The organism is Streptomyces sp. PKA51 (assembly GCF_057552455.1).
This window is the reverse complement of sequence record NZ_BAAJPZ010000003.1, coordinates 316673-329713: the sequence shown is the minus strand read 5'-3', so window position 1 is coordinate 329713 and position 13041 is coordinate 316673. Positions and strand designations below refer to the sequence as shown.

12 protein-coding genes are annotated in these 13041 nt (G+C 74.6%); 1 reads left to right on the top strand and 11 read right to left on the bottom strand.

The annotated features are described in order from the left end of the window. Positions 1 to 58 precede the first annotated feature (58 nt). From rpe to fmt, 3 genes are all read right to left on the bottom strand, one after another. Positions 59 to 745, bottom strand: a complete 687-nt coding sequence (gene rpe, locus AC27L3_RS06615) for a ribulose-phosphate 3-epimerase (protein ID WP_344434088.1) — start codon at positions 743 to 745, stop codon at positions 59 to 61. Between the two features lie 83 nt (positions 746 to 828). After that, a complete protein-coding gene (locus tag AC27L3_RS06610) occupies positions 829 to 2274 on the bottom strand; it encodes an RsmB/NOP family class I SAM-dependent RNA methyltransferase (RefSeq protein ID WP_487233063.1) in 1446 nt (481 codons plus the stop codon). 39 nt (positions 2275 to 2313) lie between these two features. Beyond that, positions 2314 to 3258, bottom strand: coding sequence for a methionyl-tRNA formyltransferase (fmt, locus tag AC27L3_RS06605; RefSeq protein ID WP_487233062.1), 945 nt, complete (start codon positions 3256 to 3258; stop codon positions 2314 to 2316). Positions 3259 to 3531: 273 nt separating this feature from the next. Between fmt and AC27L3_RS06600 the strand changes: the two genes are divergently transcribed. Continuing rightward, complete coding sequence (locus AC27L3_RS06600; protein ID WP_487233061.1) at positions 3532 to 4032, top strand: hypothetical protein; 501 nt, start codon at positions 3532 to 3534, stop codon at positions 4030 to 4032. A 304-nt stretch (positions 4033 to 4336) separates the two neighbouring features. On the opposite strand, the gene AC27L3_RS06595 is transcribed toward AC27L3_RS06600, so the two are convergent. The 8 genes from AC27L3_RS06595 to AC27L3_RS06560 form a co-directional block, all read right to left on the bottom strand. Further along, complete coding sequence (locus tag AC27L3_RS06595) at positions 4337 to 6499, bottom strand: primosomal protein N' (protein ID WP_487233060.1); 2163 nt, start codon at positions 6497 to 6499, stop codon at positions 4337 to 4339. Positions 6500 to 6822: 323 nt separating this feature from the next. Next, positions 6823 to 8031, bottom strand: a complete 1209-nt coding sequence (gene metK / locus AC27L3_RS06590; RefSeq protein WP_344434093.1) for a methionine adenosyltransferase — start codon at positions 8029 to 8031, stop codon at positions 6823 to 6825. A 174-nt stretch (positions 8032 to 8205) separates the two neighbouring features. Then, on the bottom strand, positions 8206 to 9411 hold the full coding sequence (gene coaBC / locus AC27L3_RS06585; RefSeq protein ID WP_487233059.1) for a bifunctional phosphopantothenoylcysteine decarboxylase/phosphopantothenate--cysteine ligase CoaBC: 1206 nt from the start codon (positions 9409 to 9411) through the stop codon (positions 8206 to 8208). 107 nt (positions 9412 to 9518) lie between these two features. Next, positions 9519 to 9791 (bottom strand): DNA-directed RNA polymerase subunit omega, encoded by a 273-nt coding sequence (rpoZ, locus tag AC27L3_RS06580; RefSeq protein WP_344434095.1) that lies wholly within the window; start codon positions 9789 to 9791, stop codon positions 9519 to 9521. Positions 9792 to 9826: 35 nt separating this feature from the next. Continuing rightward, a complete protein-coding gene (gmk, locus tag AC27L3_RS06575) occupies positions 9827 to 10417 on the bottom strand; it encodes a guanylate kinase (protein WP_487233058.1) in 591 nt (196 codons plus the stop codon). A 64-nt stretch (positions 10418 to 10481) separates the two neighbouring features. Further along, a complete protein-coding gene (locus AC27L3_RS06570) occupies positions 10482 to 10802 on the bottom strand; it encodes an integration host factor (protein ID WP_344434097.1) in 321 nt (106 codons plus the stop codon). A 246-nt stretch (positions 10803 to 11048) separates the two neighbouring features. Next, positions 11049 to 11900: an orotidine-5'-phosphate decarboxylase gene (pyrF, locus tag AC27L3_RS06565; RefSeq protein WP_487233057.1), complete on the bottom strand. Its 852-nt coding sequence runs from the start codon at positions 11898 to 11900 to the stop codon at positions 11049 to 11051. Then, positions 11897 to 13012: a quinone-dependent dihydroorotate dehydrogenase gene (locus AC27L3_RS06560; protein WP_487233056.1), complete on the bottom strand. Its 1116-nt coding sequence runs from the start codon at positions 13010 to 13012 to the stop codon at positions 11897 to 11899. Before AC27L3_RS06560 ends, pyrF begins: the two co-directional genes overlap by 4 nt. Positions 13013 to 13041 lie beyond the last annotated feature (29 nt).

The following is a 13041-nucleotide window of genomic DNA, read 5'->3' as shown; positions in this document are numbered from 1 at the left end:
TCCTTGATCAGACCTTGACCTTAGCCCTCAGCAATTCGGGCGAGCGGCGCGGGGCGCGTTAGTGGGCACAGGCCCAGGGCGCCCGCGCCATGGTCTCCTCCGCCTGTGCGCGCAGCGAGCGTACGGCCGCCGCCGGGTCGTCCGTACCGTAGACGGCGGAGCCGGCCACGAACACGTCCGCGCCGGCCTCGGCGCAGCGCTCGATCGTCGCGGCCGAGACGCCGCCGTCGACCTGCAGCCACAGCTGCAGGTTGTGCCGCGAGATCAGCTCCCGGGTGCGGCGGATCTTGGGCAGCATGATGTCCAGGAACGCCTGGCCGCCGAAGCCCGGCTCCACGGTCATGATCAGCAGCATGTCCAGCTCGGGAAGCAGGTCCTCGAACGGCTCGATGGGAGTGGCGGGCTTGAGCGCCATCGACGCCCGCGCCCCCTTGGCCCGGATCTCCCGCGCCAGCCGCACCGGCGCCGCGGCGGCCTCCGCGTGGAAGGTCACCGATCCGGCACCGGCCTCCGCGTACTGCGGGGCCCAGCGGTCGGGGTCCTCGATCATCAGATGGCAGTCCAGCGGGATGTCCGTGGCCTTCCGCAGCGACTCCACGACGGGGACGCCGAGGGTGAGGTTCGGGACGAAGTGGTTGTCCATCACGTCGACGTGAAGCCAGTCGGCGCCCTCGACGGCCCGCGCCTCCTCGGCGAGCCGGGCGAAGTCCGCGGACAGAATGCTGGGATTGATCTGCGCTGCCATGCCTTTAGCCTGCCATGCCGCGCTCCCTGCGGGGGCTCCGCCCCCGGACCGGGCCCGGCCCGGTCCGGTCCGGGGGCCGGGCCTCAGCCCGTGCGGCGCAGAAGTGCCAGGTACATCGCGTCCGTGCCGTGCAGGTGCGGCCACAGCTGCACGTCCGGGCCCTCGCCCAGGCCGGGCACGCCCTGCATCAGGGGACGCGCGTCGATCCACTCCGCCTCCGGTGCCTCCCCGCCGCGCCCGCGCAGCACGTCGTCGACGACGGCCCGCGTCTCGGCCAGGTGCGGCGAGCACGTCGCGTACCCCACGACGCCTCCGACGCGCACGGCCCGCAGGGCCTCGCGGAGCAGGCCGCGCTGCAGGGGCGCGAAGCCGGCGAGGTCCTCGGGACGGCGGCGCCAGCGGGCCTCGGGGCGGCGGCGCAGGGCGCCCAGGCCCGAGCAGGGCACGTCGACGAGCACGCGGTCGAAGGAGCCCTCGCGCCACGGCGGCCGCGTGCCGTCCGCGGCGATGACCTCGTACGGGCCGGGGTTGCCGGCCAGGGCGCGCGCCACGAGCCGGGCGCGGTGCGGCTGCTTCTCGGAGGCGAGCAGGGCGGCACCGCGCTGGGCGGCCAGGGCGCCCAGGAGGGCGGCCTTGCCGCCCGGCCCGGCGCAGCCGTCGAGCCAGCGCGCGTCGGGCCCCTCCAGGGGCGCCTCGGCCAGGGCGAGGGCGACGAGCTGGCTGCCTTCGTCCTGGACCCCGGCGCGGCCCTCGCGGACGGCTTCCAGGGCTCCCGGCTCGCCGCCCTCGGCGAGCCGTACGGCGTGCGGCGACCAGCGGCCGGGCAGGGCGGAGTCGGCGCCGAGGGCGGTGAGGAGTTCGTCGGTGGTGGCGCGTCCGGGGCGGGCGACCAGGGTGACCTCGGGGCGCTCGTTGTCCGCCTCCAGGAGGTCCTCGATGCCGGCCCGGCTGCCGCCGAGGGCGTCCCACAGGGCGGAGACGACCCAGCGGGGGTGGGAGTGGACGACGGCGAGGTGCTCCTCGGGGTCGTCCTCGTACGGCGGGGCGACCCGTTCCAGCCAGCCGTCGAGGTCGTGCGCGGCGATGCGGCGCAGCACGGCGTTGACGAACTTCGCCCGGCCGTCGCCGAGGACGACCCGGGCCAGCTCGACGGTGGCGGAGACGGCGGCGTGGCTGGGGATGCGGGTGCCGAGCAGCTGGTGGGTGCCGAGGCCGAGGACGTCCAGCACCGGCGGGTCGACCTCGCGCAGGGGCCGGTCGACGCAGGCGGCGATGATCGCGTCGTAGGTGCCCTGGCGGCGCAGGGTGCCGTAGACCAGCTCGGTGGCCAGGGCCGCGTCGCGGGCCTGGAAGCCGTCCTTCTCGCGGGCCTTGCGCAGCAGCGGGGGCAGCACGAGGTTGGCGTAGGCGTCCCGCTCGTCGACGGCCCGCAGCGCCTCGAAGGCGAGTATCCGGACGGGGTCCTTCTGGGGCCTGCGGTAGGGCTTGGCGGGGCGGCCGGGCTTCCGGCGGGACGCCTGATCGTTCACGAAAGGTGCTCCGGAGCTGGGGTGATGATGACGACCAGCCTACGCCGGTCCGTCCTGGCCGAGCCGTTCGCCCGCGGCGATGCGCACGCCGCGCGCCCAGTCGGCGGCCTGCATGGGCTTCTTGCCCTGCGGCTGGACCCACTGCAGCCGGACGGCGTGCGAGCCGGTGCCCACGTGGACGGAGTTCTTGGTGGTGGCGATCTCGCCGGGGGCGAGGTCGGTGCGGGCGGGATCCAGGGCCAGGGACATGATCTTCAGGCGTTCGCCGCGGAAGGTCGTCCAGGCGCCGGGGGCGGGGGCGCAGCCGCGCACGACGCGATCGACGCGCAGGGCGGGGGCGGCCCAGTCGACGCGGGCGTCCTCGACGGAGATCTTCGGGGCCAGGGAGACGCCGTCGGCGGGCTGGGGCACGGCCTGCAGAGTGCCGTCCTCGATGCCGTCCATGGTGGCCGCGAGCAGCCCGGCGCCGGCGAAGGCGAGGCGGGTCAGCAGGTCGCCGCTGGTGTCGGTGGGGCGGATCTTCTCGGTGAGCACGCCGTAGACGGGCCCGGAGTCCAGGCCCTCCTCGATGAGGAAGGTCGAGGCGCCGGTCATCTCGTCGCCCGCGAGGATGGAGTGCTGGACGGGGGCGGCGCCGCGCCAGGCCGGCAGCAGGGAGAAGTGCAGGTTCACCCAGCCGTGGGCGGGGATGTCGAGGGCGGCCTTGGGCAGCAGGGCGCCGTAGGCGACGACGGGGCAGCAGTCGGGCGCGATCTCGCGCAGCCGGGCGAGGAAGTCCTCGTCCCGGGGGCGGGCGGGCTTGAGCACCTCGATGCCCGCCTCCTGGGCGCGCTCGGCCACCGGGCTGGCGACGAGCCGGCGGCCGCGCCCGGCCGGCGCGTCGGGCCGGGTGACGACGGCGACGACCTCGTGCCGGTCGGAGGCGATCAGGGCGTCCAGGGCGGGGACGGCGACCTCGGGGGTCCCGGCGAAGACGAGCCTCATGGTCGGCTGACCACCTCTCTGCGTACGGGGTGAAACGGCGCCTCAGTCTAGAGGCGAGCGCACACCGGGGGGCGTGCGGGATGGTGCGCGCCTCATTCCGGCGGTTGCACGCCCCCATACCGTGACCCAGCGGCTTCTGGCGCGTTGGGTCAAGAGAGATTGACCGAAACGGGCCGCAACGGCGGCCCGCTTCCGTTCCGTTGCTCGTCGAGCGGCCGTCAGTCCTCACCCCGTATTGACGTCACTTCAACCGCCGGTCCGAGAGGCTTGTTCATGCCCGACCACGCAACCCACGACGCCCAGGCACGGGCCAGCCTGCATCTCCTGGTCCGGGACATCGAGAGGGTCCGTCGCCAGGTGGACGCCCTGCGCACCCTCACCGCCCAGCTGGGCAACGTCTACCGGCCGCGCCGCACCGGCCCCTCCGCGGGCTTCGTCGTCTACGGCCGCGCCCCCGCCCCCACCGTGCGCCTCGCGCAGGAACTGCGCGACAGCGTCGAGACACTGGTCACCGCCGCGGTCGACTTCGACCGCTCGCTGGGCTTCTCCTGGGACGCGGTGGGCTCCGCACTGGGCGTCACCAAGCAGGCGGTCCACCGGCGTTACGGCGCGCGCCGGGCCGGTGCGCAGGGCACGGCCGAGACGCCGGAGCCGGTGCGCACCGCGGAGCCGGCCGCCGTCCCGGTCGTCCCGGCCGCCCGCACGGTGCCGGGCCAGGCCGTCCACCGCGAGGAGCAGCGCGCCACGGCCTTCCCGGGCCCCCGCAACGGCTGACGCGCCCCCGGCCGGGGCCCGCGGGCGGCCGCTCCGCGGCCCAGGCGCCCCGCAGGGACGCGGGGCAGCGCCGATCGGCTGCCGCCGCGTGACGCGTTCGGCTGCGGGCCGTCGGTGGTCGATCGCGCAGTTCCCCGCGCCCCTCACGGGGCGCCTCGGTGCCGACCACCTGCCGTGCGGATCATCGTCGCGCGGCACCACAGCGCCCCGTAGGGGCGCGGGGAACTGCGCGACCAGCCACAACGCGCCCGCAGAGGGGCCACGCCGCGGCGGCAGCCGATCGGCGCCCCCGACGCCGCACCCGTCAGCCGATGTCCGGCGGGTCCACCCGCAACCGCACCGGCTCCCCCTCGCGCCGCGCCAGGCGCACGGCCTGCGCCGCCTTGAGCGCCGCCGCCAGCGCCGCCCCCTGCCCCGGCCGTACCCGCAGCAGTGCCCGCTCCCAGTGCTCGCCCGGCGGCGGCCCGCCCTGTCGGCGCGGCCGCCCCGGCAGGGTGGGCGGCACGGGCACCGGCCCGAGGACCTCCGTGCCCGGGGGCAGTTCGGCCGCGGCGATCAGCTCCGCCACGGCGTCCGGTGGCCCGGAGACGGCCGCCATCCGGGAGACGGGCGGGAAGCCCAGCTCGGCCCGGTCGGCGAGCTCGCGCACCGCGTGCCCGGCCGGATCCCAGCGCACGAGCGCCTGCACCGGTCGCAGCGTCGGCTCGGCCACGACGACGACCGTGCCGCCGGCCTCGCGCCCCCGCACGAGCGCGGCGGCGTCCAGCCAGCGGCGCAGTGCTTCCTCCCCCGCCCGCAGGTCGGGGCGGCCCAGGAGGGCCCAGCCGTCGAGGAGCAGGGCCGCGGCGTAGCCGCCGTCGGCGACGGGCTCGGCGCCCGGGGTGCACACGACGAGCGCGGGCCGGTCGGGCACGGTGTCGAGCACATGGTCGCGTCCGGAGGTGCGCACCGGCACCGACGGGAAGGCCCGGCCCAGCTCCTCGGCCGTACGCCCGGCGCCGACGACGCTGGCGCGCAGCCGTGCGCCGCCGCACTCGGCGCAGTGCCAGTCGCGCGCCTCCTGCCCGCACCAGCCGCAGTGCAGCAGGCCGCCGTCGGCGCCGCGGGCCTCCAGCGGTCCGGCGCAGTGGGCGCAGCGGGCGGGCTCGCGGCAGCGTTCGCAGGCCAGCCGCGGCACATAGCCGCGCCGGGGCACCTGGACGAGCACGGGGCCGCGGGTGAGCCCTTCGCGGGCGACTTCCCAGGCTACGGAGGGCAGGCGGGCGGTGCGGGCGGCCGCGTCGCGCGCCTCGTCGCTCTCGCCGACGGTCCGCACGCGCGGCGCCACATTCCGTACCGTCTCGCGATCGGCGGCCAGCGGCCGGGCCCAGCCGGTGTCGACCAGCTGGGCGGCCTCGACGGTGCACCCGAAGCCGCCGAGCAGGAAGCCGGCCTTCTCGTGGGCGGCCCGCAGCAGCAGGACCTCCCGGGCGTGCGGCTGGGGGGCGTGGGGCTCGCTGTGGCTGGAGTCGCCGTCGTCCCACACGGCCGCGAGACCGAGGTCGCGCACGGGGGCGAACATGGCGGCCCGGGTGCCGACCACGACCCGCACCGAGCCACGGTTGACCGCCAGCCAGCGGCGGTAGCGCTCCTCCGGCCCGGTGTCGGCGGTCAGCAGGACGTGCCGGCCGGTGCCGAGCAGCTCGGTGAGCGCGTCGTCGACGCGGGCGGCGGCCCGGCCGTCCGGCACGACGAGCAGGGCGCCGCGCCCGGAGGCGAGCGTGGCGGCGGCGGCCCGGGCCAGCTCGCCGGGCCAGTGCGGCCCGGGCAGGGCCGTCCACACCGCGCGCGGGCAGTCGCCGCGGGCGAGGGCCTGCAGGAACGCCGGTCCCGTCGCATACCGCGCCCAGCTGCCGGCGTCCGGCGCCGCGGGCGGCGCCAGGGGCGCCGGCGAGGGCTCGGCCTCGATGCGGGCGTGCCGGGGCGGCACGGCGAGCTGCAGCACGTCGGCGAGGGAGCCGGCGTACCGGTCGGCGACGGAGCGGCACAGCGCCAGCAGCGCGGGCGAGAGCACCGGCTCGGGCGAGAGCACCTGGGCGAGGGCGGCGAGCGGCCCGCTGTAGTCGGACGCGGCGACCCGCTCGACGATGAACCCGTCGAGCAGCCCGCCGCCTTCCCGCCGCCCGCCGCGCACATTGCGCGTGCCGGCGCCGAAGCGCACCCGCACCCGCACCCCGGGCCGGGCAAGACCGTCCAGCTCGGCGGGCACGGCGTAGTCCCACAGCCGGTCGAGGTGCACGGGCCCCTTGTCGACGAGCACCCGCGCCACGGGCAGCTCCGCCGCCAGCTCGGCCCCCCGCCACGTGCGCGGCCTGGCGCGCGGCGCCTTGGCCTTGCGCACGCTCTCCCGGATGAAGGCGAGCTGCTCCGCCACGGGGGCGTCCCCGCTCTCCCCCGCGCCCTCCGGTCGCCCGTTCTTGCTGCTCACGGTTCAAGTCCTACCAGAGGGCACCGACAGTGCAGGGCGGTGCCGTCGCCGCGAGAACCACGGCGCCCCGCCAGGGACACGGGGCACTGCGCACTGGTGGGACCACGGCGCCCCGTCAGGGGCGCGGGGAACTGCGCGACCAGCCACAACGAGCCCGCAGAAGGAGTGCCGCGCCCGGACACGGGCGGCCGTGCGCGTGCCGTCGTCCGCGCCCGGCGCCGCGTACGTGCCGCGCCCGGGCCCGGGGGCCGTGCAGGACCGGCAACGCACCGGCCCCCGGACCGCTCGTGCGGTCCGGGGGCCGGTGTGCGAACCCGGGAGCCCTACAGGCCCACGGCCTTCTTCAGGGCGTCCACGCGGTCGGTGCGCTCCCAGGTGAAGTCCGGCAGCTCGCGGCCGAAGTGGCCGTAGGCGGCGGTCTGGGCGTAGATCGGGCGGAGCAGGTCGAGGTCGCGGATGATCGCGGCCGGGCGGAGGTCGAAGACCTCGGCGACGGCGTTCTCGATCTTCTCGGTGTCGACGGTGTTGGTGCCGAAGGTCTCGACGAACAGACCGACGGGCTCGGCCTTGCCGATGGCGTAGGCGACCTGGACCTCGCAGCGGGCGGCCAGGCCCGCTGCGACGACGTTCTTGGCGACCCAGCGCATGGCGTAGGCGGCCGAGCGGTCGACCTTGGACGGGTCCTTGCCGGAGAAGGCGCCGCCGCCGTGGCGGGACATGCCGCCGTAGGTGTCGATGATGATCTTGCGGCCGGTCAGGCCGGCGTCGCCCATCGGGCCGCCGATCTCGAAGCGGCCGGTGGGGTTGACCAGCAGGCGGTAGCCGTCGGTGTCCAGCTTGATGCCGTCCTCGACGAGCTCCTTGAGGACGTGCTCGACGACGTACTCGCGGATGTCGGGGGCCAGCAGCGAGTCCAGGTCGATGTCGGACGCGTGCTGGGAGGAGACGACCACGGTGTCCAGGCGGACGGCCTTGTGGCCGTCGTACTCGATGGTCACCTGGGTCTTGCCGTCGGGGCGCAGGTAGGGGATGGTCCCGTTCTTGCGGACCTCGGTCAGGCGGCGCGAGAGGCGGTGGGCCAGCTCGATGGGCAGCGGCATGAGGTTCGGCGTCTCGTCGCAGGCGAAGCCGAACATCAGGCCCTGGTCGCCCGCGCCCTGGCGGTCGAGCTCGTCCTCGTCGCCCTCGACGCGGGTCTCGTACGCCGTGTCGACGCCCTGGGCGATGTCGGGCGACTGGGCGCCGATGGAGACGGAGACGCCGCAGGAAGCGCCGTCGAAGCCCTTCTTGGAGGAGTCGTAACCGATCTCGAGGATCTTGTTGCGCACGAGCGAGGCGATCGGCGCGTAGGCCTTGGTGGTCACCTCGCCGGCCACGTGCACCAGGCCGGTGGTGATCAGGGTCTCGACGGCGACACGCGAGGTCGGGTCCTCCTTGAGGAGGGCGTCGAGAATGGAATCGCTGATCTGGTCGGCGATCTTGTCGGGGTGACCCTCGGTCACGGACTCCGAGGTGAACAGGCGGCGGGACACATCGCTCCCTGGGGTTGCAGCGGCTGCTGGCTGATCATTGACGGATCCGGCCGAGAGCTGCGCTCGACTCGGATCCGGTGCCAGTTTATCCGGCGTTCTCGTCCTGCGGGCCTCCCCTGCCGCATGGTGAACGCCGCAGGCTGTGACTCCCGTCACCGAAGCGTCATACGGGAGTCAGGCGAGACGAGGGGCGACCAGGTCCCAGACGACGTCCGCGAGGGCTTCCTTCGGGCCGTAGGGGACGGGGGTCTCCGTGCCGTCGGAGGCGAGGACGACGGCCTCGTTGGTCTCCGAGCCGAAGGTCTTGCGCTCCCCCACTTCGTTGACGACCAGCAGGTCGCAGCCCTTGCGGGCGAGCTTGGCGCGACCGTTGGCGAGCACGTCGTCGGTCTCGGCGGCGAAGCCGACGACGACCTGGCCGGGGCGGGCCCGCTCGGTGGAGAGCTCGGCGAGGACGTCGGGGTTGCGCACCAGGGCGACGGGCTCGGGCTCCTGCCCCTCCCGCTTCTTGATCTTGCCCTCGGCGTACCGGGCCGGCCGGAAGTCGGCCACGGCGGCGGCCATGACCACGGCGTCCGCGTCGGCGGCGGCCTTCAGGACGGCCTCCCGCAGCTGGACGGCGGTGCCCACGTGCACCACCTCGGCGCCGGCGGGGTCGGGCAGCTCGCTGTTGGCGGCCACGAGGGTGACCCGGGCGCCGCGGGCCACGGCGGTGCGGGCGAGGGCGTAGCCCTGCTTGCCGGAGGAACGGTTCCCCAGGAAGCGGACGGGGTCCAGCGGCTCGCGGGTGCCGCCGGCGCTCACCACGACGTGCCGCCCCGCGAGATCGGCGGGGGCGGCGGCGCCGCGGGCCAGCACCCGGCGGCAGACCTCGAAGATCTCCTCGGGATCGGGCAGCCGGCCCTTGCCGGTGTCGACGCCGGTCAGCCGGCCGACGGCGGGCTCGACGACGATCGCGCCGCGCCGGCGCAGGGTCGCCACGTTCTCCTGGGTGGCCGCGTTCTCCCACATCTCGGTGTGCATGGCCGGGGCGAAGACGACGGGGCAGCGGGCGGTGAGCAGCGTGTTGGTGAGCAGGTCGTCGGCCAGGCCGTGGGCGGCCTTGGCCAGCATGTCGGCGGTGGCGGGCGCGACGACGACGAGGTCGGCCTGCTGCCCGATCCGCACGTGCGGCACCTCGTGGACGCTCTCCCACACCCGGGTGCCGGCCGGGTGCCCGGACAGCGCCGCCCAGGTGGCCTCGCCGACGAAGTGCAGGGCCGACTCGGTGGGCACGACGCGGACGTCGTGCCCGGACTCGGTCAGCCGCCGCAGCAGCTCGCACGCCTTGTAGGCGGCGATGCCGCCGCTGACCCCCAGGACGACCTTGGGCTTCTCCATCGCTCTCGCTTCTCCCCGCGCTCGCGTACGCAAACCGTGCAGACCCATGACACACCAAGGGCCCGGCAGTCGCGCTGCCGGGCCCTTGATACGGAAACTCTCGTTCCTCAGGCCGCCGGGGTGTCGACGGCCTCGGAGGTCAGCAGGCCCGCGTTGATCTCGCGGAGCGCGATGGAGAGCGGCTTCTCGTGGACGTGGGTGTCCACCAGCGGGCCGACGTACTCCAGCAGGCCCTCGCCGAGCTGCGAGTAGTACGCGTTGATCTGGCGCGCGCGCTTGGCGGCGTAGATCACGAGGCTGTACTTCGAGTCGGTCGCCTCGAGCAGCTCATCAATCGGCGGGTTGATGATGCCCTCGGGCGCGGTGATGGAAGAGGACACTCTCTGCCTTCCGAAGGGGGGGTGAAGAAAGATGTTCAGCGCAGCAAGGCTAGCAGCTCGCGTGCGACATCCTCGACCGAGGTGTTGACGAGCGTGGTGTCGAACTCCGACTCCGCCGCCAGCTCGATGCGGGCCGCGGCCAGCCGGCGCTCGATCACCTCGGGCGACTCGGTGCCCCGGCCGGTGAGCCGGCGCACCAGCTCGTCCCAGCTCGGCGGGGCGAGGAAGACCAGCTGGGCCTCGGGCATGGTCTCGCGGACCTGCCGGGCGCCCTGCAGGTCGATCTCCAGCAGCACCGGCTCGCCCGCCTCCAGACGGTCGAGCACGGCCCCCCGCGGAGTGCCGTAGCGGTTGCCGGCGAACTCGGCCCACTCCAGCAGCTCGCCATTGGCGATGAGCTTGTCGAACTGCTCGTCGTCGACGAAGAAGTACTGGACCCCGTCCTGCTCGCCGGGCCGCGGCTTGCGGGTGGTGCACGACACCGAGAGCCAGACCTCGGGGTGGGCCTTGCGCATGTGGGCGACGACCGTGCTCTTACCGACCCCGGAGGGGCCGGAGAGCACGGTCAGCCGCGGTCGTCTGGCCGGGGGCACCGGGGAGGACCCCCGGGAGACTGCAGTACTCATGCAGCGATTATCCCGGTTCCCGGGAGTGCCTGGGAACGCCGGGCCGCCCGGCGGCGAGTGATGATCAGGCCTTGGAGCCGAACTCCCGCTCCAGGGAGGCGATCTGGTTCGAACCGAGGCCGCGCACCCGGCGGCTCTCGGAGATGCCCAGTCGCTCCATGATCTGCTTGGCCCGGACCTTGCCCACGCCGGGCAGGGACTCCAGCAGGGCGCTGACCTTCATCTTGCCGATGACTTCGTTCTTCTGGCCCTGCTCGATGACCTCGTGCAGCGAGGCGCCGGAGTGCTTGAGTCGATTCTTGACCTCGGCGCGCTCCCGGCGAGCCGCGGCGGCCTTTTCGAGCGCGGCTGCGCGCTGTTCAGGGGTAAGGGGCGGAAGAGCCACGCCTACGTCACCTCGGATGTCGAACTGTCGGATACGGACCGGTGAGGAACCTAGTCGGCCCACACCTGGGGAGCAACGAGCAACGCGCTTGCACGTTCGCTCTCGTCGGAGACTAGCGGCCGTTGCCGCTCCAGTCAGCGAGAACAAGCGAAAAGTCCAGGTCAGAGTCGCTCGACCGGGACTTTTCCGGACATAATGACCGACTTTTTCCGCAGGTGGCGCCCGCGCGCTCCCCCCGCGGACGCCTCAGGAGCCCACCGCCTCGCGCACCTCGGCGGCGAACCGGGCGGCGCTGTCGCGCAGTGCCCCCACGGCCGGGCCGTGCCGCAGCACCCCCCGGCTGACGTTGGGCACGACGTCCCGCACGGCCGCCCCGAAGACCTTGGGCAGATCCGCCGCGGTGGCGCCCTGCGCACCGATGCCGGGGGCCAGGAGCGGCCCGTTGATGGCCAGATCCGCACGGGCGGCCCCGGCCGAGGAGCCCAGGGTGGCCCCCACGACGGCCCCGTACGAGCCCATGGGCGCCGCACCGGCGTTCTCGGCCCGCAGGTGCTCCAGCATCGTCGCGGCGATCGTGGTGCCGTCCTCGCGCACCGCGTGCTGCACCTCGGCGCCCTCCGGGTTGGAGGTCAGCGCGAGCACGAAGACACCCGTGCCGCTCTCGCGCGCCAGGTCCAGCGCCGGGCGCAGCGAGCCGTAGCCGAGGTAGGGGCTGACGGTGACGGCGTCGGAGAACAGCGGGGAGGCGGGGTCGAGGTAGGTGGCGGCGTAGGCGGCCATCGTGGAGCCGATGTCGCCGCGCTTGGCGTCCATCAGCACCAGGGCGCCGGCGGCCCGGGAGTCGGCCACGGCGCGCTCCAGGACGGCGATGCCGCGGGAGCCGAAGCGCTCGAAGAACGCGGACTGCGGCTTGAGGACGGCGACCCGGTCGGCCAGGGCCTCCACCACGGTGCGGGTGAAGCGCTCCAGGCCGGCGATGTCGTCGTTCAGGCCCCAGTCGGCCAGGAGGGAGGCGTGGGGGTCGATGCCGACGCACAGCGGCCCGCGCTCGTCCATGGCGCGGCGCAGGCGGGCGCCGAAGGGTTCGGGGGTGGTCATGCGGTCACCTTCTTGTGGTCGGCGCCCACGGCCTCGGCGAGGGTGGCGTAGGGGCTGGCGGCCAGGCGCTCGGCCAGGCCCTTGTGGATCCTGCGGCACCAGAAGGGGCCCTCGTAGACGAAGGCGCTGTAGCCCTGCACCAGCGTGGCGCCCGCCAGGATGCGCTCCCAGGCGTCGTCGGCGGTGGTGATGCCGCCCACGCCGATGAGGGTGATCCGGTCGCCCACACGGGCGTACAGACGGCGCAGGACCTCCAGCGAGCGCTCCTTCAGGGGCGCGCCGGACAGGCCGCCCGCGCCGATGGCCTCGACGGTGCGCTTGGGGGTGGCGAGGCCCAGGCCCTCGCGGGCGATGGTGGTGTTGGTGGCGATGATGCCGTCGAGGCCGAGCTCGACGGCGAGGTCGGCGACGGCGTCGACGTCCTCGTCGGCCAGGTCGGGGGCGATCTTGACCAGGAGCGGGACGCGGCGGGCGGTGACCGTGCGGTCGGCGGCCTCGCGGACGGCCGCGAGCAGCGGGCGCAGGTGGTCGACGGCCTGCAGGTTGCGCAGCCCGGGCGTGTTGGGCGAGGAGACGTTGACGACGAGGTAGTCGGCGTGGGCGGCCAGGCGCTCGGTGGAGGCGACGTAGTCGGCGACGGCCTCGGCCTCCGGCACGATCTTGGTCTTGCCGATGTTGACGCCGACGGTGGTGCGGAAGACGGCCTTGCGGGCCGCCAGGCGCTCGGCGACGGCCGCCGAGCCGTCGTTGTTGAAGCCCATGCGGTTGATCAGCGCCCGGTCGGCGACCAGCCGGAAGAGGCGCTTCTTGGGGTTGCCGGGCTGCGGCTGGGCGGTGACGGTGCCGATCTCGACGTGGTCGAAGCCGAGCATGGCCATGCCGTCGACGGCGGCGGCGTTCTTGTCGAAGCCGGCGGCCAGGCCGAAGGGGCCGTGCATGCGCAGGCCGAGGGCCTCGGTGCGCAGGCTCTTGTGGCGGGGGGCGAGGACGGCGGCGGCGAAGGTGCGCAGGACGGGGATGCGGGCCAGCGCCCGGATCCAGCCGAAGGCGAGGTGGTGGGCCCGCTCGGGGTCCATGCGCTTGAAGATCAGGTCGAAGAAGAGGCGGTACATGGCGGGCCTTCCGTGGCGCGTGACGCTTC

Coding starts and splice junctions, on each gene's coding strand:
- AC27L3_RS06560 (WP_487233056.1), bottom strand. CDS start 13,012: ATGTACCGCCTCTTCTTCGACCTGATCTTCAAGCGCATGGACCCCGAG.
- pyrF (WP_487233057.1), bottom strand. CDS start 11,900: ATGACCACCCCCGAACCCTTCGGCGCCCGCCTGCGCCGCGCCATGGAC.
- rpe (WP_344434088.1), bottom strand. CDS start 745: ATGGCAGCGCAGATCAATCCCAGCATTCTGTCCGCGGACTTCGCCCGG.
- coaBC (WP_487233059.1), bottom strand. CDS start 9,411: ATGGAGAAGCCCAAGGTCGTCCTGGGGGTCAGCGGCGGCATCGCCGCC.
- gmk (WP_487233058.1), bottom strand. CDS start 10,417: ATGAGTACTGCAGTCTCCCGGGGGTCCTCCCCGGTGCCCCCGGCCAGA.
- AC27L3_RS06600 (WP_487233061.1), top strand. CDS start 3,532: ATGCCCGACCACGCAACCCACGACGCCCAGGCACGGGCCAGCCTGCAT.
- fmt (WP_487233062.1), bottom strand. CDS start 3,258: ATGAGGCTCGTCTTCGCCGGGACCCCCGAGGTCGCCGTCCCCGCCCTG.